We start from the raw sequence: 25,518 nt of genomic DNA, 5'->3' as shown, positions 1-25,518 counted from the left end.
TATTATTTATGCCGTGCGTTTACGGGCTTCTATTTCTTCAACAATGCGGACGTACATTTTCTCGTTCAGACTGTAGAAGCAACCCATCGCCACAATGGTGACTACCGCCAGTGCGCTTGGGTAGATGAAGATCAGCTGGCGTAAACCTTCGATGGTATGGTCAGCCTGCGCCACGTTTGGCACATAGCCGATTTGCGTCAGCATCCAGCCTGGGAAGAAACCTGCCAGCGCCTGAGACACTTTGCGAAAGAAGGTGAAGCCGGTGTAGACCGTTCCTTCCGAACGAACGCCGGTGCGCCACTCGCCGTACTCGACGGTGTCAGAAACCAGCGCCCAGTTCAGGCTGTTAACAAACGCTGAGCCGAAGAACGCCAGGCAGGAGAACGCCACAAAGCTGACCGAGCCGCCGCCGAAGAAATAGTTGAGCAGATCGCCCAGCACCCAAATCAGCAGACCGCCGATATAGACTTTCTTCTTACCAAAACGTCTGACTGCACCAGGCATCAGGAACACGCCGATGAAAATACAGCCCATGCTGAAAAATCCCATATACGACAACAGGATGGGATCGTTAAGTACGTACTGGGTGTAATAGACCTGAATGGCGAGCTTGACGTTAAATGCCCCTAAGGTACAGAGGTTAGCAATGCACAAAATGAACAGCGGGCGGTTACCGGCAATCGCACGGAAAGATTGCAGCAGGCCTGGCTTTTGCGCCGGATTTGCAGGTTGCGTTTCGACATAACGCTCTTTCACGCCCGAATAGCAGATCCACATAAACAGCAGGCCGAACAGTGAAAACAGCGTGGCGGCGAAGATATAGCCAAGTTGCTGATTACCCTCGATAAGATTCATAACCGGCACGAATCCCACCGTACAAAGCAGCAGGCCCAATGTAGCGCCACCCTGACGCCATGCCGCCAGTGATGCGCGTTCGTTGGGGTTTTTGGTAATAGCGGGGACCATTGCGCCATAAGAGCAGTTCATCATGCTGAAAAACAGCCCGTAGAGCATAAACAGGATAGTGGCCATCACCGTTTTACCGGTGACATCAAACGGTGTGCCGACAAAGTTGGCGATCGCCAGTAAGGTGACCGGGAATGACGCATACAGAATAAAAGGACGGAACTTACCTTTTGGACCGATCTTGCGTCGGGAATCGAGCATGATGCCGGTACCCATATCGGTAAACGCAGTAAAGAACTTCGAAATCAAAAAGATAATGCCGCCATAGGTACCAGGCAGCCCCAGAACGTCGGTATAAAACTTCAAAAGATAAAGCGTGCCGATATCCAGCAGGATGTTAGAGGCCAGATCGCCGATACCGTAAGAGAGTTTCTCTTTAAAGGGCAGGCGTAAAGTAGCCGGATCTTCCGTTGTGATGTGACTCATCGTTGTTCTCCCTGTGCCCGTGAGTTTCCCCACGGGCGGACGTGATTAGATGCTTTTTAACGAGGCGAACAGTGCAGCCCATTCGCTGTCGGCGCGATAAAAGACCGGCGGTTTACCGATGGGCGCTTCAACGGTGACTTCTCCACCGTGGAAGGTTTCTCCCGTCCAGGCATGTACCCAGTTATCCTCCGGCAGATAGAGCGTCCAGTCGCTACGGCCTTGTTCATGCACCGGAGCGACCAGAATGTCGCGGCCTAACAGGTACTGATATTTCAGGGTGTAGGTGTGTGTATCGTCTTCGTAGTGCAGGAACAGCGGGCGCATAACCGGCAGGCCGGACTTCGCGTTCTGTGCGACGGCGTCTTTGAGGTAAGGTTTCAGGGTGGTGAAGACGGTGGTCATACGGGCAAAATGGGCGATGGTTTCCGCGTCGCCGTCAAACTGCCAGTTGTCGCCAGGACGGTTACCTTCGTGGGTGCGCATCATCGGCGTGAAGGCGCTGAAATCGCACCAGCGCAGCAGCAGCTCTTTGCTGCGCTTCATCTCAAACAGGGTGGTGTAACCGCCAATGTCACTGTGATGCAGGCCATGCCCGGTCATCGCCAGCGAGAGCGCCGCTGGAACAACCGACGCCAGGCCATCGTCCAGACTCCAGTCGACGTTCTGGTCGCCCGCCCACATCATGGTGGAATATTTCTGGCTACCGGTAGAACCGGCACGCATAAAGAAGAGGAGCTCGCCGAGCTTGCCTGTTTCTTCAAGGGCTTCGTAGTTACACTTCGCCCACAGCGCGGGCCAGGCGTTATGCATTATCTCGGCACTGACGCCGTTGTGCAGATACGTATCGGTCGGCAAGTATTCGCCAAAATCTGCCATCCAGCCGCCGCAGCCCAATTCGATCATGTTTTTCTTGATGACTTCTTTGAACCAGGAATAGGCTTCAGGATTGGTCAAATCGACAACGCCGCCATAAAACTCACCAAACTCCACCAGATAGTCACCGCCAGAGGCATCTTTTGCCAGATAGCCGTGTGAAGCCGCCTCGGCGCAGAGGTCCTTATCGCTGGCAACATACGGGTTGATGTAGGCGAGGAACTGCACGCCTTCTTCTTTCCATTGCTTGATGCGGGAATCTAACTGTGGGTAGTTTTCACTGTTCCACTTCCAGTTCCACATCACACGTTTGCCAAACGAGGTCATACGGATCCCGGACCAGTCCTGCGCCCAGATGCCGTTGACCTTCACACCCGCGTTACGCATGGTATCCAGTTTCTTCTGGCATACATCTGTCCCGCCCTGAATGCCGAGCGTTACCCCGTCATAAATCCAGTCGGGCAGTTCTGGCTGACGTCCCAGCAGTGCGGTTAATTTTTCCAGCAGGGAGATGTATGTATCAGCACATTCAAAACGCAGCGTTGCTTTGTCTTCCCACAGCGCCAGTTCATGGTATTCCGGGGCACTAAAGTCGAAGTTCATATAGCAGCTGTTATCGACATGGCAGTAATACTTCTGCGTGCTGACAAAGGTTGGCTGCGGGAAAAAGGTCCAGTAATAGTCGCCGCCCGCGTTCTCTTTGCAGTCGGCCTGCCAGGTGACATAGGTTTGTTTGTTGCGACCAACGCCTTGTTCACTGGTCCATAGCGGGAACGGTTTGCCGCGCAGATCAAAGTAGGAGAATTGTTCGCCGCAGCCATAGATATGGTCCTCTGGTTGTGCGGCGAGACGCAGCCAGATGCGGTTATGGTGATGGTTGTCGTTTTGTAGTTCCAGCAATAAACGGCCCTGATCGTCGGCAGAGATACGCAGCGTGGCGCTAATGTCAGAACCACGGCTGAAATGGATTAACCAGCCATCCGGTGACTGGCTGACGATGGCGTCGGTGAGCGCAATCTTCTCCTGCAATTTATCTTTAATGCTGAAATTACCGCGGAACATATCGATATCCGCTATACCTGAGCCAATCGATAAGCAAGGATTATCTTTGCTATGGATTAAAATAAGACGGTCTTGAAAACGTAGAGTAAAACTGTCGTTATTCTGATGAAATTGAAAATCTAATAACTGTGGGCGTGGCGTATCCATAAATAATCTCCATAGAGTATAAAACTAATATTTCATGCCATCCTGTTATTACAGGTTTCATTAATCAAAGAATGTGTGCGGGTATAAATTAAAACCCGCGCAACTGATTATTTACTTTCTTCAGCTCGGCGGATTGCCGCCACTTTTTTACCAAATGCCAGTTGCAGTATAACTAACAAGGTAAACGGAGGCAGAAGTGCGGCAGCGGCGGGAATTCCCAACGCACCTTTTATCAACATAGAACCGGAGGCAATCAACAATAAAAAGACCATCACACGAAACACTTTGACCGAAATGCGTTTATGCACATATTGTCCAATCAGTGAACCGAGGATCATGGTGGGAATACAAAACAGCACCAGTTTAAAGATAGAAACAGTCAAAATTCCGCTGGTCGCCAGCCCGCCGATCACCGCGATGTTGTTTGCGGTGAAGAAGGCGTTCAGTGTGCCGCGAAATGCCGCCGGACCTAAGTTACGCAGCATCCCGTAGATAACCATCGGCGGCCCGTTGGTTGAAAACGCCGCGCCTAATGCGCCAGCTACTGCGCCGATAGGTGCGGCGATCCAGTTACGGTCATAAATCGGCAAGCGAGGAATAAACATGCTGTAAAAGGAGTAGAGGATAAGAAATCCACCTAAGCCCACTTTCATAAAATGGTCGGGTAAATACGACAGCGCATATAAACCGACGGGTATTCCCAAAAATGAGAAAATAATCAGCACCATTGCCGAGCGCCAATCCGTTTCTTTGCGTGATAGCCAGGTGGCGTACAAGGCGGTTGCGGTGCCGACAATTACCGAAAGTGGTGTTGCCATTTTTACGGGGAGCATTAACGTGACGAGTGGCATGGTGGTTAAACCGCCACCAAATCCCGCGCATATCCCCACAAAGGTATAAAGAAACATCAACGCGATAACGATACATACCACGTTTGTTTCCAGCATGGCCCCATCTGGCGAAAATAACGTAAAAAAGTCCATAATATTTCCTGTTGTGTAAATACAACCCTAAACAATGATCTCGTTTTGTTCTTAATGAAATTAATTGTGCTGCCCGTGAATATTAAAAAACAGTCGATGCTTTTTTCCTGGTTCCAGTAATAATAAATCGGTGCCGGAATTAAAGGCGTTAGGCGGGCAACTCATAGGTTCAACTGCCAGTCCCTGACGCTGTAATTTTTCGCCGCTATAAACCTGCACCCAGGGTTGATCGGAACAGAGACTCACCGAAAGTGCCTGCTGTGGATGGGTAATGGTCATTTCCCACAGATCATTAGCGGTTTTAAAGGTATGGTCTATTTTTGTCGCGGCTATTTTTGTCGCCCGCGTGAAATTTAAATTCAGCTCATCAACGTGGTGAAGCGTTGTCGGATTTGCGTGCTCATCGACGGCATAAACCTGTTCTGCCGGAAGCTGGAAAAGATAGTCATCAACAGATGTTAAGTTGCAGGTTAAATAAGGATGAATACCCACACCATAAGGTGCGGTCACAGTACCAATATTCTGGCTTGCGATCTCAACGGAAAGGCCCGTGCGAGCATTGAGCGAATAAACAACCTGCGAAGCCAGCATAAACGGATAGCCGTAACTGGGCGGTAGAAAAGCTGTCAGGGTAACGCTGGTGGCGGTTAATTCGCTAATTTGCCAGTCTCGCCAGGCAAGCAGCCCGTGAATAGCGGCTTTTGAACTATGTTCATTAATGGGTAACTGATATTCCTGTCCCTGATAGCGGTAACAGCCGTTGGCGATCCGGTTCGGCCACGGAATAAGCACTTTACCCAGATGCGCCAGCGGCATCTCTTCGGGTTTGTGCGGGATGACTAAATGACAACCCTGAAAAGTTAATTCAGCCAGACCAGCACCAACCGTCACGATAGTCGCGTGATAATCCCCCGCGGCAAGTGAAACGGTTTGTCCACTGCAATGCATGTTGGTGATTTGCATACGAGGCACCTTAATTAAAAAACGGCATACAGCCTCCCATGAGGCTGATGTCAAACCAAAAAACTGCGCCGGGCGGTCCCCTCTCCCCTTTGGGGAGAGGGTTAGGGTTTTCAGTCAGTTATTTGGCATTCACGTCCAGCAGACCCGCCGCAACAGCCGGTGCCAGGCCTGGCGCTAACGGGATACGTGGGATCACCAGGCAATGCAGCAGGTGGTAAATATCCTGTTTACCGTCCCAGACTTTGGTGGTGACCTTGTTGTCCGCATCCAGCTCCTGCCACCAGGAACCGTTTTCGTAGTCCATCAGGTACTTAATGCAGTAGTCCCACCATGTCTGATACCAGGTTTCGTACTGGCGATCGCCGGTAACGGTGTAGAGCGCATAAGCTGTACCCATCGCTTCGACGATAGGCCAACGCACACGTTCGCGGAGCACCGGTTTGCCTTCCCAGTCAACGGTATAAACAATCCCGTCGGCACCATCGGGCGCCCAGGCATCGCGCACGGTAGCGTTGAACAGACCTTTGGCATCTTCTAGCAGCCATGCTGGAGGTTGTTCGCAACGGGCTTCCAGGGCAGCGTGGATATGCAGCATTAAACGGCCCCATTCGATCCAGTGGCCCGGCGTGCCTCCGAATGCGCGGAAGCGGTGCGCCGGGTTATCTTTGTTGTAATCCGGCAGCGGATTCCACTGGGTATCGAAGTGCTCGTTAACGCGATAATGATTATTTCTGGCGACGTCGTGGATAATGACGGAAGCCACGCGAATCGCGCGATCCAGCCATTTTTTGTCATGCGTTACGTCATAAACAATCAAGAAAGCTTCCACCGCGTGCATATTGGCATTGCCGCCGCGGTACTCTTCGGTTTTGCTGAAGGCTTCGTCCCAGGATTCCAGGCACATCTGCTCTTCTTCGCTCCAGAAGTATTTCTCGATAATTTCAATGGTGTAATCGAGCAGCTTACGCGCTTCCGGGTGACCCGTTGTGACGGCACTGGCGGCACCCAGCAGGGCAAAGAAATGTTGATAGCCCTGTTTGGAGGCATCCACCACGCCCTCGTCATTGACACAGGCATACCAGCCGCCATATTTTTTATCGCGCAGTGCGCCGTTCATGGCTTTGATACCATGATCAACCAACGAGTAAGCGCCAGGTCGACCCATCGCCGCAGCAACGGAATACACGTGCAACATACGGGCGGTGATCCACAGATGGGTGCCCATCTCTTCTTTGATTTGCCCTTTATTGCCTAACCAGCCAAAGCCAGTCGGTACTACGGAATTTTTACCAAAATCAAAGATGCGATCGGTTTCCTGTTCCAGCCAACGGTTGTGACTTAAGGTGTTAAACCATTTCATTTTTGTATCCTCATCTTAACGGCGTTTAGCCATCATTTCGTCGACGATATCGCCAAGTTGTTGTAATTTCGGTGCGCAAACGTCACGCAGCATCAGCTCGTTGTCCGGTAAACCGACAACCGATGCCCAGACGGCACGACCAGCCAGGAAGCCCGATGCACCTGCTGTTATTGCCACGCGTACGGCACGCGGGAACAGTTTTTCGTCGACGCCGGATGAGAGGATCACCCACGGCATATTGATATGGTCATTCAGACGTTGTGAAGCACTGAGAAGCTCTTGTTGCGGACCTTTGCCATAAAGCGGCATTTCAACTTTGTAGAGGTCAGCGCCACTGTCGCCCAGCTCTTTAGCGGCATCGATGATCGCTTGTTCGCGATCGAATTTATCGCCACGACGCGGTGGGCGGACGACTGGCTCAATGATGCTCACCAGACCGTTTGAATGGCACAGTTCGTTGAACTCTTTCACCATATTCAGGCGTTGCTGCGCATCTTCATCGCTACGCCACAGCACCAGCAGTTTTAAGGCTTTACCGCCGTCTTGTTTGATTTGTAGCGGGTTGATTTTGCGGTCAATGACTACGCTATCTACCGGAATACCGTTGCCAGGGATGAACTCATCGGCGGCGACAATCATGGCGCAACTTTTGGCAATCGCGTTTTGCTCAACCACCTGGCGGTAGCAGAATTGTTGATCTACCAGAATCGCCGATGCATAAGGTGAAAGCGTCTTCGCGGCGTTAACTTTGAAATCAGTTAAAACGCTATCGGCTACTGGAGCGGGTGCGCCAGCCGCGGCAAACATCATGCGCATGGCTTCGCGCTGATCGACTGCCAGCATGGCAAAACCGCCCGATGTGCGCGTAATGTCGTTGATGGTGTACTTATTCATTCATTTATTCCTTTATCCAGTCGTTACATTTTTACTTTGGCAGTCATCCCGGCACTGACACGGACCTGCTCCAGAATGGCGGACCAGTCCTGGCGACCGCGACCTGCTGCGCGCGCCTGGCTATAAACCTCCCGTGAGGCGGCCCCCAGCGGCATCGGCACATGCAACTGGTTGGCAACATCGAGGGCGATGCCAAGATCCTTATGGGCAAGATCGATCATGAAGGCGGGAGAAAGATCTCCACTGAGGACTTTGTTCGGCCAGGAAGTGGTGAAGTGGCCTTTACCGGCGGCAGTACCGCTCATTACCTTGACGGCAACATCGAAGGGAAGATTGAGGGCTTCGCACAAAACGGCAGCTTCTGCCGAAAGCGCATTGAGCGCGATACTCATATAGTTGTTGATGAGCTTAACGCGGATCCCCATGCCCGGACCGCCCGCGTTGATCAACTCACTGCCCATTGCCATCAGGATCGGCGTGGCACGTTCAACTTGTTCAGCGGTGCCGCCAGCCAGCAGTAACAGAGTACCGGTAATGGCATTTGCGGAAGTACGGCCAACCGGAACATCCATCATGCTGAAGCCTCTGACCTGCATATCAGCAATCAATTTATCGGTTTGCAGGGGGTGGATGGTCGACATATCAATGACCAGCGCATCGGAAGATAAGCTCTCACAGACACCGTTTTCACCGAACAACACGTGACGCACCAGATCGCCATTCGGCAACATGGTAATGATAAATTCGGCACCTTTAGCGGCCTGCGCTGGGTTAGCAGCGGGAGTCGCCCCTTTGTCTACCAGATGCTGTACGGCTTCGGCATTCACATCGAAGACGCAAAGTTGATGCCCTTGCTGCAATAAATTGCTCGCCATTGGCGAACCCATTTGCCCTAAACCGATAAACGCGATTGCTGCCATAACCCTCTCCTGAATACAGTGATGTCACTTTTTGTCATTTATGACATGTCTTTCTTGTCTGTTTTTGATCGTATTTGTAATTTATCGTCAAAAAATTGACAGCCGTCACTTTTTAAACAATTGATGAAATTAAAATGAACGCATCCCAAAATGCTTAAGGAATGACCATGATTCGTGTTGCTTGTGTAGGAATTACCGTGATGGATCGCATCTATTACGTGGAAGGGTTGCCGACGGAGAGCGGTAAATACGTGGCGAAAAATTATACGGAAGTTGGCGGCGGGCCAGCGGCTACAGCAGCAGTTGCGGCGGCCAGACTGGGTGCGCAGGTCGATTTTATTGGTCGCGTCGGTGACGACGACACGGGCAACAGCCTGCTGGCAGAGCTGGAATCCTGGGGCGTTAACACCCGTTACACCAAACGGTATAACCAGGCGAAATCTTCGCAATCCGCCATCATGGTGGATGCCAAAGGAGAGCGAATCATCATTAACTATCCCAGCCCGGACCTGCTGCCTGACGCAGAGTGGTTGGAGGAAATTGATTTCTCTCAGTGGGACGTGGTGCTGGCAGATGTACGCTGGCATGACGGCGCGAAAAAAGCCTTCACTCTGGCGCGGCAGGCGGGCGTGATGACCGTGCTGGACGGTGATATTACGCCGCAGGATATCAGTGAGCTGGTGGCGTTAAGCGATCATGCTGCTTTTTCAGAACCGGGTCTGGCGCGGCTAACGGGCGTGAAAGAGATGGCGAGTGCCCTAAAACAGGCACAAACGCTCACAAATGGACATGTCTATGTTACTCAGGGCAGTGCAGGCTGTGACTGGCTGGAGAATGGCGGGCGACAGCATCAGCCAGCTTTCAAAGTTGATGTGGTAGATACTACCGGTGCGGGCGATGTTTTTCACGGCGCATTGGCGGTGGCGCTGGCAACAGGTGGAGATTTAGCGGATTCCGTCCGCTTTGCCAGCGGTGTGGCGGCGTTAAAATGCACGCGTCCCGGTGGGCGTGCCGGGATCCCTGACTGTGATCAAACCCGATCTTTTTTGTCACTTTTTGTATAAAATGCCAGGGTGATGGTTTTTCGAGGAATTTTCATGAGCCTTACCGAACTAACCGGTAACCCGCGGCACGACCAACTCCTCATGCTGATCGCCGAGCGTGGGTATATGAATATTGATGAGCTGGCAAATCTGCTGGATGTTTCCACGCAGACGGTCCGCCGGGATATTCGTAAATTAAGCGAGCAAGGGCTGATCACGCGCCATCACGGTGGCGCGGGTCGGGCCTCCAGCGTCGTTAATACGGCGTTCGAACAGCGTGAGGTTTCGCAAACTGAAGAGAAAAAAGCGATTGCCGAAGCGGTGGCAGACTATATTCCTGATGGATCGACAATATTTATCACCATCGGTACGACTGTCGAACATGTCGCCCGGGCGTTACTTAACCATAATCATTTGCGGATAATCACGAACAGCCTGCGTGTGGCGCATATTCTGTACCACAACCCGCGCTTTGAAGTGATGGTGCCCGGCGGTACATTGCGCTCTCATAATAGCGGGATCATTGGCCCTTCAGCGGCGTCCTTTGTGGCCGATTTTCGGGCTGATTATCTGGTAACAAGCGTTGGGGCGATTGAGAGCGATGGCGCGTTGATGGAGTTTGATGTAAACGAAGCTAACGTGGTGAAAACGATGATGGCGCACGCGAGAAATATTCTGCTGGTCGCCGATCACACTAAGTATCATGCTTCGGCGGCGGTTGAAATTGGTAATGTGGCACAGGTCACTGCGCTCTTTACCGACGAGCTGCCGCCCGCTGCGCTAAAATCACGCTTACAAGACAGCCAAATTGAAATCATCCTTCCCCAGGAAGACGCGTAGAATTTTGTGACCGTTGACCTTGCTTCATAGCTGACCACATAGCCAAACCCATCCTTTCCCGCTACAGTTAATTTCTTGTGGCGCGAAAGGAGGCAAAAATGCTCTATATCTTTGATTTAGGTAATGTGATTGTCGATATCGACTTTAACCGCGTGCTGGGAGCCTGGAGCGATTTAACGCGTGTTCCCCTGGCTACGCTTAAGAAGAGTTTCCACATGGGCGAGGCGTTTCATCAGCATGAGCGTGGGGAAATTAGCGACGAAGCGTTCGCAGAGGCGCTGTGTCATGAGATGGCTCTACCGCTAAGCTATGAGCAGTTTTCCCACGGCTGGCAGGCGGTGTTTGTCGCGCTGCGCCCGGAAGTGATCGCCATCATGCATAAACTGCGTGAGCAGGGTCATCGTGTGGTGGTGCTTTCCAATACTAACCGCCTACATACCACCTTCTGGCCGGAGGAATACCCGGAAATTCGTGATGCTGCTGACCATATCTATCTGTCGCAAGATCTGGGGATGCGCAAACCTGAAGCACGAATTTACCAGCATGTTTTGCAGGCGGAAGGTTTTTCAGCCAGCGATACGGTCTTTTTCGATGACAACGCCGATAATATAGAAGGAGCAAATCAGCTAGGTATTACCAGTATTCTGGTGAAAGATAAAACCACCATCCCGGACTATTTCGCGAAGGTGTTATGCTAAAAAACATTCAGGACAAAGCCAGGCACCGTACCCGTCCGCTATGGGCCTGGCTAAAACTACTCTGGCAACGCATTGATGAGGACAATATGACAACCCTGGCAGGTAATCTTGCCTATGTGTCGTTGCTCTCATTAGTGCCGCTGGTTGCCGTTGTTTTTGCGCTTTTCGCCGCGTTTCCCATGTTTTCGGACGTCAGCATTCAGTTGCGTCACTTTATTTTTGCCAACTTTCTGCCTGCTACTGGCGATGTTATCCAGCGATATATCGAACAGTTTGTCGCCAATTCCAACAAAATGACCGCCGTCGGGGCGTGCGGGCTGATCGTCACAGCATTATTGCTGATGTACTCCATCGATAGCGCGTTGAATACCATCTGGCGCAGTAAACGAGCGCGACCCAAAATTTACTCGTTTGCCGTGTACTGGATGATTTTAACGCTGGGGCCGCTGTTGGCAGGGGCCAGTCTGGCGATCAGTTCCTATTTGCTCTCCCTGCGCTGGGCGAGCGATCTCAATACTGTCATCGACAACGTGCTGCGTATTTTTCCGTTGCTGTTGTCGTGGATCTCCTTCTGGTTGCTGTACAGCATTGTTCCTACCATCCGCGTACCTAACCGCGACGCGATTGTCGGTGCGTTTGTCGCCGCACTCCTGTTCGAAGCAGGAAAAAAAGGTTTCGCGCTTTATATCACCATGTTCCCGTCATACCAGCTCATTTACGGCGTGCTGGCGGTGATCCCCATTCTCTTTGTTTGGGTCTACTGGACATGGTGTATCGTCTTGCTTGGTGCGGAAATTACTGTCACTCTCGGGGAATACCGCAAACTAAAACAAGCAGCTGAACAAGAAGAAGACGACGAACCATGATTGCATTAATTCAACGCGTAACCCGTGCCAGCGTCACCGTGGAGGGAGAAGTGACGGGCGAAATTGGCGCGGGACTTTTGGTGTTATTGGGTGTCGAAAAGGATGACGACGAACAGAAAGCAAACCGTCTGTGCGAGCGCGTGCTTGGCTATCGCATCTTCAGCGATGCCGAAGGCAAGATGAATCTCAACGTGCAACAGGCGGGCGGCAGTGTGCTGGTGGTTTCCCAGTTTACCCTCGCCGCAGATACCGAACGGGGGATGCGCCCAAGTTTCTCCAAAGGCGCATCACCGGATCGCGCAGAGGCGTTATATGACTATTTCGTCGAACGCTGCCGTCAGCAAGAGATGAACACGCAAACAGGACGCTTCGCTGCGGATATGCAGGTATCGCTGGTCAATGATGGCCCCGTAACATTCTGGTTGCAGGTATGAGCCAGCTTCCAGGGTTGTCACGGGAAACAAGAGAGAGTATCGCTATGTATCACCTTCGGGTTCCACAAACAGAAGAAGAATTAGAGCGTTACTATCAGTTTCGCTGGGAAATGTTGCGTAAGCCCCTGCATCAACCGAAAGGTTCGGAACGCGACGCGTGGGATGCGATGGCGCATCACCAGATGGTCGTCGACGAGCAGGGTAATCTGGTGGCGGTAGGCCGACTGTATATTAATGCCGACAATGAAGCGTCCATTCGCTTTATGGCCGTTCATCCCGACGTGCAGGACAAAGGGTTAGGAACGCTGATGGCGATGACCCTGGAGTCGGTGGCGCGTCAGGAAGGTGTTAAGCGCGTGACCTGTAGCGCCCGCGAAGACGCGGTGGAGTTTTTCGCCAAGCTGGGGTTTGTTAATCAGGGAGAAATCACCACGCCAACCACCACGCCGATTCGCCATTTTTTGATGATAAAACCTGTCGCCACTCTGGATGACATTCTGCATCGCGGCGACTGGTGCGCGCAGCTGCAACAGGCGTGGTACGAACATATCCCGCTAAGCGAAAAAATGGGCGTGCGCATTCAGCAATATACCGGGCAAAAATTTATCACCACCATGCCGGAAACCGGCAATCAGAATCCGCATCATACGTTGTTTGCCGGGAGTTTATTCTCGCTGGCTACGCTCACCGGTTGGGGGCTTATCTGGCTAATGCTGCGCGAACGCCACCTCGGCGGAACCATTATTCTCGCTGATGCGCATATCCGTTACAGCAAACCAATCAGCGGTAAACCACACGCGGTAGCCGACCTCGGTGCCTTAAGCGGCGATCTCGACCGTCTGGCGCGCGGACGTAAAGCACGGGTGCAGATGCAGGTCGAAATCTTTGGCGACGAGACGCCGGGGGCGGTGTTTGAAGGCACGTATATCGTTCTGCCCGCGAAGCCATTTGGCCCGTATGAAGAGGGCGGGAACGAAGAAGAGTAGCTGATGGAGAGGGGCGGTGTAGCCTCTCTCACTCATTCAGGTCATTTACATCAGCCCCTGACTATTCCGGTTATATTGAATAAGAACGCTATAAATTTTTGTTCTTCGTAGGCACCATACGTGTCTTGCTACATCACTGTTCAGGAGCATTTAAATATTATTTGTAGAGGTGAGTGGCAATTATCGCCGATAATGCTTAATTCATCATCTTACTTCAGGTTTGAGCGATTTTTGATAGCCAAAACCCACTCTGGTACCATACTTTTCTCATAAATATTTTTAAAATCTATAGCTAACAAACATTATGCAAAGATAATGGACTGGTATCATTGTCAGTATCATTCATTTACTGCTCTGGATGTTATAAATAATTATGTTGCATGTTTGCTCTTAAACCGTGGGAAGGAGGCTGTAATGGTTGCCAATATTAATCTCATTAAACAAGAAGGTTATTCTATTGTTAATTTAGAAAAACAACTAACGAGTAATGAATCACCGAAGCAAACGCTATTAAATCATTTTTCACTTTGCCTTAAAATGGAAGGTGAGGAGCAACTGTGCGATTGTGTTAACGAACTGAAACTCGGGTTGTCGAGTAATAATGAATATGGCCTGTTCAAAAATAGAGAAACCTCACTGTGGAAACGCAAAGTAACAGAAAGCGCAGCGCTGGCAATGACGGGAACAGTATATAAATTATTTGGTAGTCGCTTACTCAACGCCCGCAATCAGTTAGATAAAAACCTCCTCGAAATGGCTATGCAAATGGTTTATGGCAAAGATATGGTGACAAAGTCAGGGGATATATTGATTGATATACAATTAAATAAGGATGGCAGCCTCCAGAGTAAGCACTACACATTTGATGTAGGTGAAGTTATAAACAGTTATAATATTGACCTCTTTGTGAATGCCTCGAGTATTAATCAAACTTACTTACATGATAAAAAGCCTGGTGACGTTATTAACCTATATGGCGCTTTAGATAACGTTCCCCTTGTAGTTAAGGAATGCACAGGTAAAAATCATCAAATTAACGTTAAAGCAAAGTCGTCACAAGAAAGAAGTGAAAAAGTTGAGGGTATGTGTGAAAGAATGAGAGGTGGCATCTCTATGTTTAACCACACCACAAAAACAGCTGATAATATAGAGCATAATTTGCGGCTAAGTTTTCTCGTGGATTCACGGCCGTCGATCACAAATAAATACTCAGCCAAAGATGTAGGGCCAGATATACTTGCATTGCCCGTCAACGTATATCATGCAGATTTTAAAATTAAAATCAATAACGAAGTAGAGAAGGCTTCGTCAATTGTGTTATGTGCTGTGCAAAAAAATCTCCATGCAGCAAGGAAGGTTCTTAGCGGGATAATGGGAAATGTGCCAAAAAATAATAAACCAAAAACAATCATTTTTGATTTGCGTTTTCTTAGCGCAATTAAGCAGAAAGTTTTTTTTGGCAATGAAAAACCGTTGTTTGTAAAACATACCGCAATGATGAGGGAGGCATGCCAGGATTTACCGCAGCCAGTGGAATATATTCCTTTAGACTGTGAAGCGCATAGCCATCGCAGCGTCGCCTTTGCCAAAACCGTGGTTGCACCTATCATGGTGACAGGTGTGGGCGCTGCTTTAATGTATGCAACATCATCAGGCCCGTATTATGCGAAAAGTATTTCTGACTCGCCGGATATCGAGATGATAAAAAAGCGTATGGCTGGATTATTTAACCACATGGGTAATTCTGTACAAACAAAATATCGGCCGGTTTTTGATAAATGGAATGAATTGGTAGATAAGTTAAACCACGAAAGAAATACAGTACCGTTTGCGTGTTTGACCACCATTTTAGCAACAGCGTTAAATGAAACCCCAGAGGGGGATACGAATGTTGCCGTTGTGATGGGGTGTAAATCTGCGAAAGATCGCACGATATCCATTGTCCTTGGCAACTCGATGTTGCAAACACTCATTGAAAAACGCCTCGCCGATGGTGGAGAAATTGAAAACCTTTTTGATCAACAGGGATATTTTAGTTGCGAGTCATTAACAGCTGAAGAATTAATGATGTTAAAAGACCTTTTTGATATTCGAGTTCTTCATCTCTCTAACAAATTTAATGTTGGGTTGCAAGGTAATATCAACACGGATGTTTTACAAGATTCGTTTTTTAAAAATGTCGATTTCATTCATGAATCTAACTCGTATACCGTAGGGATGGGAGTCTGAAGAGTAAAACTCATTTGAATTACCAGAATTCGGCCAATGCATTGCAAAAATGACATACAAAGAGAGAAGTGTGCAGGCACTTAGCCGCGAGGGGCATGGTTATGCCATACAGAAAGCACCAGCATTCAGAACTCCTGTGAAAGCGGCATAGTGCCGCCTGCTCAGGAGTTTTACTATGACCCGTAATCGTGCTTAACGTTACCATCCTATGATTCGATTAAAAAAACTCACCGTCGCGCTGATGATTGACGTCAATGCTATCGGATGATACCGGGGTGTTCCGGAAGGAATTCCTTGTTTCCCGAACTGTTACCCACATAATTATAACGACGAGCAAGTAAAGACCGGTTGGTGGCAGCATTGACCGGTCTGTGATGGATGTTAAATTTCACCTTAAATCCTGGTGCTGTTAGGATGCTGACGTTTTTCGGGTACACCATTCAGATTATGCAAATGAAGACCCAATCAAAAAATAAATATCCCTGAATATAATATATTTATAGCACCCATATCTCATCCTGGGCGATAACCAAACCATTTTTGATTAACAAATGAAACAACTGCAACGTTCTTATTATTTCTGGAAAACGTCTCGCAAAAACAAAACAGCATGCAAAAATCCGCTTTTTTTAAATGATTTTTCGGCGTAATTTTCGCACATACATTAATGAGTAATATATGTTAGGTGGTTGGAATGACGATGAATACGGTTTTTCTTCATTTATCAGAAGAGGCAATTAAACGGCTGAACAAGCTTAGGGGCTGGCGTAAGGTTTCACGATCTGCAATTTTACGCGAAGCGGTGGAGCAATATCTGGAACGTCAGCAATTTCCGGTGCGTAAGGCAAAAGGCGGGAGGCAAAGGGAAGAGGTAGTTGGTGTTGATGATGAGTGTCAGGAGCATAAGGAATGACAAAAATTTTTTCATTCTTGAATATAAAAAACAGATGCCCTTATTCTGGTATTAATACAAGACTGTTTTACTTGAACTTATAATAACTGCAACTGTTACATCATATCTGGAAAACGCCTCGCAAAATACGAGAGATTTTGCGGGAATAGCAGGTATCGTCACACCCTATGAGCTGTAATCCGGGCGACCTGCGCCACCCGGAAAACGTCAGAGATTACTCCCCTTCACCCGGAAACAGGAACGGGTTAATGGAACTGCGGGCGTAGCCTTCTTGCTCCATTCGCGCATCCAGTACCAGAGAGGCGAGGTCATCTGCCACGGCTTCAACTTTCGGCTCTTTTTCCTGATAAAGAATCTTCAGGTAAGTGCCACAGTCATCGCAGCTTTCGGCTTTAATCGCGGCCTGTTCGTCATCCAGCGACCAGTAATGCAGTTTGCCGCTCTGTTCACAGTTGCTGCATTTTACGCGCACTACGTGCCATTCAGTTTCACACAGGTTGCAGTGCAGGTAACGCAGACCCTGAGTGGTGCCAATTTGCACCATACTGGACACCGGCATAGAACCACAAACCGGGCAATATTGACGTTGTTCGCCGTATTCAGCGCGGGCTTTGCCGGGGATCAGATTGGCCATCTGCGCCCAGTAGAGCGACAGTGCGGCCCAGATAAACGGCGCTTTATCGCTGCTGACGGACGAGAAATCAGAGGCGAACAGCGCGCTGGCCATATCTTCCAGCTCCTGGCTTGATGCCTTCTCCAGATTCTCAATCACTGCCAGCGCCGGGCCGCTCATTTCAGGTTTCAGCTCAGCAATCATTGCCATCAGCAGCTTTTGCCAGTGCTTATCACGCGGCAAAACGTGAATATCCAGCGGTGGCTTGCCTTGTGCGCTGGCTTCTTTAATGCGCGCGGTCAGATCCATCTCCAGCGGATGGTCGTACAGCACCACTTCCTGGGCGTGGGCGATAAGCGCAGCAAAGCGCAGATAATCACCCAGCGGATTATTTTCTGCCAGCTCGCGCAGACGTTCAGCGCGGCGGTTGTATAAATTTTTGAGCCGAGGGAACAATAACGGCGGAATCATATCCGCCGTACGTTTCTCGCTCGAACCCAGCTCATCTTGCGGGATTATGCGAATACTCATTCAGCTTTCTTTTCCGTTGTCTTGCGGACCTCACGGTACCAGCGCGGGTGATGTTTCTTCGCCCAGGCGCTGGTAACCCATCCTTCCACCATGGCGGTAATCGTGCCTTTCACCCAAAGGGCGGCGTAGATATGCACCATGATAACCACAATTAACGCCACTGCGGCAAATGAATGCAGCATTAACGCGAATCGGATCACCGGGATTGAGAAAGCAGGCGCAAAATAAGGACGCCAGATAATCACACCGCTCACCAGCAGCAGGACCAGGAAAATAATCGCCGCCCAGAAAACGCATTTCTGACCGAAGTTATAACGCCCGGTGTCACCTACTTCCTCGTTGACGACGATCTTACGAATATTCTTCGCCCAAAAGATATCATCCCGATTGATTAGGTTGTGATGCCAGTAACGGAAAAACATGATGATGAACGAGGCAAACATAACCACGCCGACAAACGGGTGCAGAATGCGCGCCAGCTGCGGTGTGCCCATGATTTGCATCAACCAGTTGAAGGAAGGGAACAAAAAGCCCAGCCCGCTCACCGCCGCCAGGATGAAGCAGAAGGCGGTGATCCAGTGGTTGATACGTTCCGGCGCGGTGTAGCGCACGATGGTGTCACGTCGTTTCATTTGCGCTCCTCGTCTTTCTCTTCGTGCAGATTATTCTCTTCCTCATCCGCACGGTTCGGACCGACACCCACGTAGTGGAAGATACTGGCTGCGAAGGTAGCCGCAAAGCCAACAGCTGCGAGCGGTTTCCAGATGCCTTTCCAGAATTTCACGGTTTCGCTGATTTCCGGGTTCTCCGGCAAGCCATGATACAGATTCGGCTTGTCAGCATGGTGCAGCACGTACATAACGTGTGTACCACCCACGCCTGCCGGATCGTACAGACCCGCATTGTCGTAACCACGGGTTTTCAGCTCAGCCACGCGCTCGCTCGCCAGCGTTTTCATCGACTCTTTCGTACCGAAGTGAATCGCACCCGTCGGGCAGGTTTTCACACAGGCCGGTTCTTGCCCAACCACCACGCGGTCAACGCACAGCGTACATTTGTAAACGCGGTTGTCTTCCGGGTTGAGGCGCGGAATGTCGAACGGACAGCCCGCAATGCAATAACCGCAACCAATGCACTGCTCAGACTGGAAGTCGACGATACCGTTGGCATACTGAATAATTGCCCCTTCCGCCGGACACGCTTTCAGGCAGCCTGGATCGGAACAGTGCATACAGCCGTCTTTACGGATCAGCCATTCCAGTTTGTCGTTCTGCTCCACTTCCGAGAAGCGCATCACCGTCCACGATTTGGCGCTTAAATCATTGGGGTTGTCGTACACCCCAATGTTATTGCCGACGGTATCGCGAATGTCGTTCCACTCTGAACACGCCACCTGACAGGCTTTACAGCCGATACAGGTGGTGACGTCGATGAGTTTCGCCACTTCTTCCTGGAAGTCCCGCGCCTGAGGCGCGGGGGTCAGACCGTTAGTCGCGGAACGACGAATGATATCTTGAGATTGATAAGCCATATGTCGTCTCCGTTACACCTTTTCCACATTCACAAGGAAGGACTTAAACTCCGGCGTCTGCGTGTTCGCATCACCGACGAATGGCGTTAACGTGTTGGCAATAAAGCCTTTTTTCGCAACACCTTCATAGCCCCAGTGAATCGGAATACCGATGGTATCGATATCTTTGCCATTCGCTTTCAGCGTGCGAATACGTTTGGTCACCACCGCTTTGGCTTTGATATAGCCACGGTTGGAGGAGACTTTCACGGTATCGCCCTGGGCAATGCCAAGTTTATTCGCCAACGACTCCCCGATTTCCACAAACTGCTCTGGCTGCAAAATCGCATTCAACAGCGCGTGTTTGGTCCAGTAGTGGAAGTGCTCGGTCAGACGATAGGTGGTTCCGACATACGGGAACTTATCGGCTTTACCCAATGCTTCGGCATCGTCTTTAAAGATTCGCGCAGCCGGGTTCGAGATAACGTTTGGATGCAGTGGGTTAGTTCCCAGCGGCGTTTCAAACGGCTCGTAGTGTTCCGGGAACGGACCTTCCGCCATCTTATCGAGGGCAAACAGACGCCCCATGCCTTCCTGCTGCATGATAAACGGCCCGACGCCACTGCCCGGAGGCGCTGCGCTGTAGTCCGGAATATCCCAGCCGGTCCATTTGGTGCCGTCCCATTTCAGCAACTGACGCTTCGGATCCCACGGGTTACCCTGCGGATCTGCGGAGGCGCGGTTATACAGAATGCGGCGGTTAAGCGGCCATGCCCATGCCCAGCCCAGCGTGTTACCGAGGCCAGACGGATCGGCGTTATCACGACGCGCCATCTGGTTGCCTTCCGGCGTCCAGCTACCGGCGAAAATCCAGCAGCCACAGGAGGTGGTGCCGTCATCGCGCAGTTGAGCGAACGAGCTAAGTTGTTGGCCTTTCTTGACGATAACCGCACCGGTTGCCGGATCGGTAATATCGGCCAGCGCCTTACCGTTGCTCTCCATCGCCACTTCTTCCGACTTCGGCTCATGCGGGATGGCGTAGTTCCAGGTCATGTTCAGCACTTGGTCCGGGTTCGCGCCACCCTGTTCGGCGTACATCTTGCGCAAGCGCAGGAAGATACCAGAGAGGATCTCGCCATCAGTCAGCGCAATCCCCGGGGCGTCCGCACCTTTCCAGTGCCACTGCAACCAGCGACCGGAGTTAACGATTGAACCGTTCTCTTCCGCGAAGCAGGTCGATGGCAGACGGAACACTTCGGTCTGGATCTTCGACGAGTCCACTTCGTTCAGCTCACCGTGGTTCTGCCAGAAGTTAGAGGTTTCAGTGTTCAGCGGGTCGATAGTGACGAGGAACTTCAGTTTCGACAGACAACCGATCACTTTGTTTTTGTTCGGGAATGAGGCAACAGGGTTAAAGCCCTGGCAGATATAGCCATTGACCTTGCCCTCTTTCATCATCTCGAAGTATTGCAGGACGTCGTAGCCTTTATCCCACTTCGGCAACCAGTCAAAGCCCCAGCTGTTTTCTGCCGTCGCTTTATCACCAAAGAAGGCCTTCATCATGGAGACGAAGAATTTCGGGTAATTGCCCCAGTAGTTAACCTGGCCTTCCAGCAGCGGTTTCGGCGTATTGGCGGCAAGGTAGGTTTGCAGATCGGTCTGCTTCTCGCTTGGCAGCGTCATGTAACCTGGCAGGCTCTGCGACAGCAGCCCCAGGTCCGTCAGCCCCTGAATGTTGGAGTGACCGCGCAGGGCGTTAACGCCGCCGCCTGCCATCCCCATATTGCCGAGCAGTAGCTGGATCATCGCCATCGTACGAATGTTCTGCGCGCCAACGGAGTGTTGCGTCCAGCCGAGCGCGTAAAGGAACGAGGCAGTTTTATCGTGAGCACTGGTCTCTGCGATGTATTCGCAGACTTTCAGGAACGCGTCTTTCGGCGTACCACAGATGTTTTCAACCACATCTGGCGTATAACGGGAAACGTGCTGTTTCAGCAAGTTCCACACGCAGCGCGGATGTTGCAGCGTGGTATCGCGTTTGGCGAAGCCGTTTTCGTCCAGTTCGTAAGTCCAGGAGGATTTATCGTACTTGCGTTTTTCCGCGTCGTAGCCGGTGAACAGGCCATCTTCAAAGCCGTAATCCTCACGCACGATCAGGCTGGCGTTGGTATAGGCTTCGGTGTATTCGCGGTTGAATTTTTCATTGTTCAGCAGGTACAGCAATACGCCTGACAGGAAAGCAATGTCAGTACCGGAACGAATAGGGGCATAGTAGTCAGCCACCGCCGCCGTACGCGTAAAGCGAGGATCGATCACAATCAGCTTCGCGCCGTTGTGAATTTTGGCTTCCATCGCCCAGCGGAACCCGACCGGGTGTGCTTCAGCGGCGTTACCGCCCATCACCACGACGAGGTTGGCGTTCTTGATGTCGACCCAGTGGTTGGTCATCGCACCGCGACCAAATGTTGGAGCAAGACTTGCTACCGTTGGTCCGTGTCAGACACGCGCCTGGTTGTCGACCGCGAGCATACCCAGCGCGCGGGAGAATTTTTGCGTTAAATAGCCGGTTTCGTTACTCGACGCGGAAGCACACAACATCCCGGTGGAGAGCCAGCGGTTAACAGTCACGCCTTCGGCGTTTTGCGCAATGTAGTTAGCATCGCGGTCTTCTTTCATCAGTTTGGCAATGCGATCAAACGCCTCTTCCCAACTGATTTGCTGCCATTTATCAGAACCTGGCGCACGGTATTCCGGAAACTTCAGACGGCTTTCGGAGTGGATGAAATCCACCAGGCCAGCGCCTTTCGGACAAAGTGCACCGCGGTTGACCGGGTGATCCGGGTCACCTTCGATATGGAAGATAGATGCTTTGGCGTTTTTTGCTCCGTCACCGAGGCTGTACATCAACAGCCCACAGCCTACGGAACAATAGGTGCAGGTATTACGGGTTTCGCGGGTGCGCAGCAGTTTATACTGCCGGGTTTCCGCGAGTGCTACGCTGGGTGCAAAACCCAGTGCCGCTGCCGTGGTGCCTGCCATACCGCCAGCGCAGATCTTAAAGAACTGCCTTCTGCTGACCTGCATGGATTGCTCCTTGTTTCGACATTGTCACGTCCCATTTACATTCGCTTGCTGCGTGTGCAGGGAGTGGGAGTTATTTTTCTTTGCGGAAGGGGCCGCAAAGGTCCAGAATTGGCTCAATTTCCCTCCATCCAGGAAGGGTTTGTAACAGAATACCATAATGTTGGTGTGTGTGTTCTTATCCGGTTAATAGAAAGTGAAAAAAACACAGCAAAAAGAAATCAAAAATGTGACAAATGTCACAGGTGTTCGTCAAATTGAGTTATGGCGGCGTGACGATTTACAACACCCACGGTTAGATGAGGTGGCGGAAGAGGTTCCCGTTGCGCTGGTCTACAACGGCATTTCGCATGTGGTGATGATGGCGTCGCCCAAAGACCTTGAATACTTTGCGCTCGGTTTTTCGCTTTCCGAGGGGATTATCGAAAGTCCGCGCGATATCTTCGGTATGGATGTCGTTCCTTCCTGTAATGGTCTGGAAGTGCAAATTGAGCTTTCCAGCCGCCGCTTTATGGGGTTGAAGGAGCGTCGTCGGGCGCTGGCGGGGCGTACGGGCTGTGGCGTGTGCGGCGTGGAGCAACTTAATGACATCGGTAAACCGGTTCAGCCGCTGCCGTTCACTCAGACATTTGATCTCAACAAACTGGATGATGCATTACGCCATCTCAATGATTTCCAGCCAGTGGGGCAACTGACTGGTTGTACTCACGCCGCTGCCTGGATGTTGCCATCTGGCGAACTGGTAGGCGGGCATGAAGACGTGGGTCGCCATGTGGCGCTGGATAAACTGTTAGGCCGCCGGTCACAAGAAGGGGAAAGCTGGCTGCAAGGTGCGGTGCTGGTTTCCAGTCGTGCCAGTTATGAAATGGTGCAAAAGTCAGCGATGTGCGGCGTCGAGATTTTGTTTGCGGTGTCTGCCGCGACCACGCTTGCCGTAGAAGTGGCTGAGCGTTGTAATTTGACGCTGGTGGGCTTTTGTAAGCCGGGTCGGGCAACGGTTTATACTCATCCGCAGCGATTGATTCATAATTAAAGAAATACCGCAATTCTGATTCTGGATTGCGGTTTTATTTTTCTATTAAATAATCCTCAATATATTATTCAGCATTCAAATAATAATTTCACCACAAGAAATTATCTCGTTAAATCCGGGTTATATCGATATACTCCAGTCGCATTAATCCTTTAAGAATTAATCATTATTTATATAAGACATTTTGTTTTAATCATCGCGTCAATAAATAAATGTTTCCGATGAGTGAATGCAAATAACAAACCTTGCACCGGTTGTAAAAAACAGCAAAGTATTTTCAATAGTAGGTGATGGATTATGAGTATTGAAAAATGAGTACATTACAGTTACCTGGCAGTTCATATTCTACAGAAGTTAATTTAAACGGTTTAATTGAGGTGCTTAGTAAGCATCTTTACTCCACTCCCGTAGTTGCCGTGCGCGAGCTGGTGCAGAACGGCCATGATGCGATTGTGCGTCGCAGGATTGAGCAGCCCGATGCGCCAAAGGATAACCAAATTCGTGTGGTGGCTGACGTGGCGAAGTCCACTATCACTATTACTGATACCGGTGCGGGTCTGACAGAAAGCGAAATTCACGGCTTCCTTGCTACAGTGGGCGTGGGTTATACCCGAATGTTGCGCCAGCAGGATGACAACACCGGTTTAATTGGTATGTTCGGCCTCGGTTTTTTGTCGGCCTTTGTACTGGCAAAAGAGGTCACGGTGTTGACCACATCCTGGCAAACGCCGGATCAGAGCTGGAAATACCACTCTACCGACGGGCAAAAATATACCGTTACGCCGCATCAGTCCTCGGAAACGGGTACGCAGGTGATTCTGACGCTCAAAGAAGAGTACAGCCATCTGGCGAGTAACAATTTGCTGAACCGCGTTCTTTCACGCTATTGCATATTACTGCACGAACCAGTCTATGTCGGTGATGCCAGCGAGCCGGTGAATAAACTGCAACCACCGTGGCGTGAAGTTGCCCCTGAAGGCGTAACCATGCACCGCGCGCTGGTACAGCGTAAAAATCTCGCCTTTGCCGCACAGTTTGAATCCTCCTTCGAACCGATTTGCACCATTCCGGTGGTGCCCGTGGGGATGAGCGACGCGGTTGGGATTTTATGGATTCAGGATGGCGCAACCTACGGCACCAGCGATAACCGCAACCTGTCGCTGTTTTTGCGCGGTATGTTACTGGATGATGAAGCGCGTGAGTTGTTACCTCCCTGGGCCGGATTTATTGGCGGCGTGATTGAGTCATCGAAACTAACGCCTACGGCGAGCCGGGAAGATCTCCAGCGGGACGAAACCTGGGTTGCGGTGCAGGAGGCGTTAAAGGAGGCGCTGATTTCTGGTTTGTCCGATCTCGCACAAAATCAGCCAGAAATCTGGCGGCGTGTATTAATGCGCCACAACGAAGCGTTGCTCGGTGCGGCATTATGTGATGACCGTCTGTTTGATTTGCTCAAAGATCGCTTGCAGGTGCCAACGTCAAAAGGGGCGTTGCTGGCGAAGGATTTACGCGTTAATAACAGCATTCATATTCTGTTAAGCCGCGACGGCGGTTTTGAAGAGATGTTGTTCCACATTCTGCAACGGCCCGTTGCCCGTGGCGATCGCTATGCGGTGGTGCCATTTTTACGTCGTTGGGCGCTGTTATATCACTGCCGGATTATCGAAGTCGGTACGCAAACGGGTAATGAGCAGTTGTTCAGCCTGGCAGAATTACCTGAAGAGCAGGTTGCTTATCTGGAAGAGCATCTTTGCGACGGCGAGCAATTAATTATCTCCCGCTTCGAACCAGCGGTTTTACCGCTCGTGGTCACGCCAGACCGCGAAGCAGAATTAAAACAAATTCTCGAACAGGATGACGCAGATAAACGCATCAGCACCGCAGCGTTAATGCTGGCGCGGCAATTTACCTCGCAAATCCAAAAGACTAAAACTTCAAGTCTGTATATCAATCTTAATAACCCCTGTGTCATGCAACTGGTGACGGCATTACAACACCATCAACAGCCAGCGGCAGCATTACGGTTATTAAAATCGCTGAAAGTGATTTTGTGCTCCAGTGGTAATAAAGAACAGCAGTGGGATTTACATCAGGCACTGGAAGATTTTACTCAGGTTATTCCTGTCTTAATTAATCAAGGAAAATAA

General features: G+C 50.6%; 21 protein-coding genes and 1 pseudogene. 11 read left to right on the top strand and 11 right to left on the bottom strand.

Features of this window, described 5'->3' with window-relative positions; genetic code table 11:
- Positions 1–6: 6 nt before the first annotated feature.
- The 7 genes from yihP to yihU form a co-directional block, all read right to left on the bottom strand.
- Positions 7–1,392, bottom strand: a complete 1,386-nt coding sequence (gene yihP, locus AABJ99_RS22845; RefSeq protein ID WP_039021514.1) for an MFS transporter — start codon at positions 1,390–1,392, stop codon at positions 7–9.
- A 45-nt stretch (positions 1,393–1,437) separates the two neighbouring features.
- Entirely contained in the window at positions 1,438–3,474 is a 2,037-nt protein-coding gene (yihQ, locus tag AABJ99_RS22840) for a sulfoquinovosidase (protein ID WP_039021513.1), read from the bottom strand.
- A gap of 107 nt (positions 3,475–3,581) precedes the next feature.
- Positions 3,582–4,457, bottom strand: coding sequence for a sulfite exporter TauE/SafE family protein (locus AABJ99_RS22835; RefSeq protein ID WP_000345431.1), 876 nt, complete (start codon positions 4,455–4,457; stop codon positions 3,582–3,584).
- Positions 4,458–4,517: 60 nt separating this feature from the next.
- Positions 4,518–5,420, bottom strand: coding sequence for an aldose-1-epimerase (gene yihR, locus AABJ99_RS22830; RefSeq protein WP_039021512.1), 903 nt, complete (start codon positions 5,418–5,420; stop codon positions 4,518–4,520).
- A 118-nt stretch (positions 5,421–5,538) separates the two neighbouring features.
- Positions 5,539–6,780 (bottom strand): sulfoquinovose isomerase, encoded by a 1,242-nt coding sequence (gene yihS / locus AABJ99_RS22825; RefSeq protein WP_338387460.1) that lies wholly within the window; start codon positions 6,778–6,780, stop codon positions 5,539–5,541.
- A 15-nt stretch (positions 6,781–6,795) separates the two neighbouring features.
- Positions 6,796–7,674: a sulfofructosephosphate aldolase gene (gene yihT, locus AABJ99_RS22820; protein WP_338387459.1), complete on the bottom strand. Its 879-nt coding sequence runs from the start codon at positions 7,672–7,674 to the stop codon at positions 6,796–6,798.
- A 23-nt stretch (positions 7,675–7,697) separates the two neighbouring features.
- Positions 7,698–8,594 carry a sulfolactaldehyde 3-reductase gene (gene yihU, locus AABJ99_RS22815; RefSeq protein ID WP_039021510.1) on the bottom strand — a complete coding sequence of 299 codons (897 nt, stop codon included), beginning with the start codon at positions 8,592–8,594 and terminating at the stop codon, positions 7,698–7,700.
- Positions 8,595–8,761: 167 nt separating this feature from the next.
- Here yihU and yihV point away from each other — a divergent pair, with 167 nt between their 5' ends.
- The 9 genes and pseudogenes from yihV (at position 8,762) to yiiE (ending at position 16,603) form a co-directional block, all read left to right on the top strand.
- Positions 8,762–9,658 (top strand): sulfofructose kinase, encoded by an 897-nt coding sequence (gene yihV, locus AABJ99_RS22810; protein WP_039021509.1) that lies wholly within the window; start codon positions 8,762–8,764, stop codon positions 9,656–9,658.
- A 33-nt stretch (positions 9,659–9,691) separates the two neighbouring features.
- Positions 9,692–10,477, top strand: coding sequence for a DeoR/GlpR family DNA-binding transcription regulator (gene csqR, locus AABJ99_RS22805; protein WP_000059678.1), 786 nt, complete (start codon positions 9,692–9,694; stop codon positions 10,475–10,477).
- Positions 10,478–10,575: 98 nt separating this feature from the next.
- Positions 10,576–11,175 (top strand): glucose-1-phosphatase, encoded by a 600-nt coding sequence (gene yihX / locus AABJ99_RS22800; protein WP_032304198.1) that lies wholly within the window; start codon positions 10,576–10,578, stop codon positions 11,173–11,175.
- Positions 11,169–12,041: a virulence factor BrkB family protein gene (gene yihY / locus AABJ99_RS22795; RefSeq protein WP_032185608.1), complete on the top strand. Its 873-nt coding sequence runs from the start codon at positions 11,169–11,171 to the stop codon at positions 12,039–12,041. The genes yihX and yihY overlap by 7 nt, the downstream gene beginning before the upstream one ends.
- Positions 12,038–12,475: a D-aminoacyl-tRNA deacylase gene (dtd, locus tag AABJ99_RS22790; protein ID WP_000560983.1), complete on the top strand. Its 438-nt coding sequence runs from the start codon at positions 12,038–12,040 to the stop codon at positions 12,473–12,475. The genes yihY and dtd overlap by 4 nt, the downstream gene beginning before the upstream one ends.
- A gap of 44 nt (positions 12,476–12,519) precedes the next feature.
- Positions 12,520–13,461: a fatty acid biosynthesis protein FabY gene (fabY, locus tag AABJ99_RS22785; protein ID WP_001297068.1), complete on the top strand. Its 942-nt coding sequence runs from the start codon at positions 12,520–12,522 to the stop codon at positions 13,459–13,461.
- A 414-nt stretch (positions 13,462–13,875) separates the two neighbouring features.
- Positions 13,876–14,763: pseudogene (locus tag AABJ99_RS22780) on the top strand (hypothetical protein); the annotation flags it as partial.
- Between the two features lie 12 nt (positions 14,764–14,775).
- The gene (locus AABJ99_RS22775) at positions 14,776–15,690 is read left to right on the top strand and encodes a transposase (RefSeq protein WP_248793871.1); all 915 of its coding nucleotides are present in this window, start codon (positions 14,776–14,778) and stop codon (positions 15,688–15,690) included.
- 694 nt (positions 15,691–16,384) lie between these two features.
- On the top strand, positions 16,385–16,603 hold the full coding sequence (yiiE, locus tag AABJ99_RS22770; RefSeq protein WP_000178567.1) for a CopG family transcriptional regulator: 219 nt from the start codon (positions 16,385–16,387) through the stop codon (positions 16,601–16,603).
- A gap of 214 nt (positions 16,604–16,817) precedes the next feature.
- Here the strand turns inward: yiiE and fdhE are convergent, their stop codons facing one another.
- The 4 genes from fdhE to fdnG are packed head-to-tail and all read right to left on the bottom strand — an operon-like array spanning position 16,818 to position 22,341.
- The gene (fdhE, locus tag AABJ99_RS22765; RefSeq protein ID WP_000027715.1) at positions 16,818–17,747 is read right to left on the bottom strand and encodes a formate dehydrogenase accessory protein FdhE; all 930 of its coding nucleotides are present in this window, start codon (positions 17,745–17,747) and stop codon (positions 16,818–16,820) included.
- Entirely contained in the window at positions 17,744–18,379 is a 636-nt protein-coding gene (gene fdoI, locus AABJ99_RS22760; RefSeq protein WP_000829013.1) for a formate dehydrogenase cytochrome b556 subunit, read from the bottom strand. The genes fdhE and fdoI overlap by 4 nt, the downstream gene beginning before the upstream one ends.
- Positions 18,376–19,278: a formate dehydrogenase O subunit beta gene (gene fdoH, locus AABJ99_RS22755; protein WP_000331377.1), complete on the bottom strand. Its 903-nt coding sequence runs from the start codon at positions 19,276–19,278 to the stop codon at positions 18,376–18,378. The genes fdoI and fdoH overlap by 4 nt, the downstream gene beginning before the upstream one ends.
- 12 nt (positions 19,279–19,290) lie before the next feature.
- A complete protein-coding gene (fdnG, locus tag AABJ99_RS22750; RefSeq protein WP_015953878.1) occupies positions 19,291–22,341 on the bottom strand; it encodes a formate dehydrogenase-N subunit alpha in 3,051 nt (1,016 codons plus the stop codon).
- 193 nt (positions 22,342–22,534) lie between these two features.
- Between fdnG and fdhD the strand changes: the two genes are divergently transcribed.
- Positions 22,535–23,371, top strand: a complete 837-nt coding sequence (gene fdhD, locus AABJ99_RS22745) for a formate dehydrogenase accessory sulfurtransferase FdhD (protein WP_039021507.1) — start codon at positions 22,535–22,537, stop codon at positions 23,369–23,371.
- Between the two features lie 311 nt (positions 23,372–23,682).
- On the top strand, positions 23,683–25,518 hold the full coding sequence (locus AABJ99_RS22740) for an ATP-binding protein (protein WP_039021506.1): 1,836 nt from the start codon (positions 23,683–23,685) through the stop codon (positions 25,516–25,518).

It is taken from the genome of Escherichia coli, from assembly GCF_036503815.1.
Lineage (GTDB): Bacteria > Pseudomonadota > Gammaproteobacteria > Enterobacterales > Enterobacteriaceae > Escherichia > Escherichia coli_F.
This window is presented reverse-complemented; position numbering and strand designations above follow the sequence as displayed.

Excerpts from the sequence above, each read along its gene's own strand:
- yihP (WP_039021514.1), bottom strand. The coding sequence starts at position 1,392 with ATGAGTCACATCACAACGGAAGATCCGGCTACTTTACGCCTGCCCTTT.
- yihQ (WP_039021513.1), bottom strand. The coding sequence starts at position 3,474 with ATGGATACGCCACGCCCACAGTTATTAGATTTTCAATTTCATCAGAAT.
- AABJ99_RS22835 (WP_000345431.1), bottom strand. The coding sequence starts at position 4,457 with ATGGACTTTTTTACGTTATTTTCGCCAGATGGGGCCATGCTGGAAACA.
- yihR (WP_039021512.1), bottom strand. The coding sequence starts at position 5,420 with ATGCAAATCACCAACATGCATTGCAGTGGACAAACCGTTTCACTTGCC.
- yihS (WP_338387460.1), bottom strand. The coding sequence starts at position 6,780 with ATGAAATGGTTTAACACCTTAAGTCACAACCGTTGGCTGGAACAGGAA.
- yihT (WP_338387459.1), bottom strand. The coding sequence starts at position 7,674 with ATGAATAAGTACACCATCAACGACATTACGCGCACATCGGGCGGTTTT.
- yihU (WP_039021510.1), bottom strand. The coding sequence starts at position 8,594 with ATGGCAGCAATCGCGTTTATCGGTTTAGGGCAAATGGGTTCGCCAATG.
- yihV (WP_039021509.1), top strand. The coding sequence starts at position 8,762 with ATGATTCGTGTTGCTTGTGTAGGAATTACCGTGATGGATCGCATCTAT.
- csqR (WP_000059678.1), top strand. The coding sequence starts at position 9,692 with ATGAGCCTTACCGAACTAACCGGTAACCCGCGGCACGACCAACTCCTC.
- yihX (WP_032304198.1), top strand. The coding sequence starts at position 10,576 with ATGCTCTATATCTTTGATTTAGGTAATGTGATTGTCGATATCGACTTT.
- yihY (WP_032185608.1), top strand. The coding sequence starts at position 11,169 with ATGCTAAAAAACATTCAGGACAAAGCCAGGCACCGTACCCGTCCGCTA.
- dtd (WP_000560983.1), top strand. The coding sequence starts at position 12,038 with ATGATTGCATTAATTCAACGCGTAACCCGTGCCAGCGTCACCGTGGAG.
- fabY (WP_001297068.1), top strand. The coding sequence starts at position 12,520 with ATGTATCACCTTCGGGTTCCACAAACAGAAGAAGAATTAGAGCGTTAC.
- yiiE (WP_000178567.1), top strand. The coding sequence starts at position 16,385 with ATGACGATGAATACGGTTTTTCTTCATTTATCAGAAGAGGCAATTAAA.
- fdhE (WP_000027715.1), bottom strand. The coding sequence starts at position 17,747 with ATGAGTATTCGCATAATCCCGCAAGATGAGCTGGGTTCGAGCGAGAAA.
- fdoI (WP_000829013.1), bottom strand. The coding sequence starts at position 18,379 with ATGAAACGACGTGACACCATCGTGCGCTACACCGCGCCGGAACGTATC.
- fdoH (WP_000331377.1), bottom strand. The coding sequence starts at position 19,278 with ATGGCTTATCAATCTCAAGATATCATTCGTCGTTCCGCGACTAACGGT.
- AABJ99_RS22740 (WP_039021506.1), top strand. The coding sequence starts at position 23,683 with ATGAGTACATTACAGTTACCTGGCAGTTCATATTCTACAGAAGTTAAT.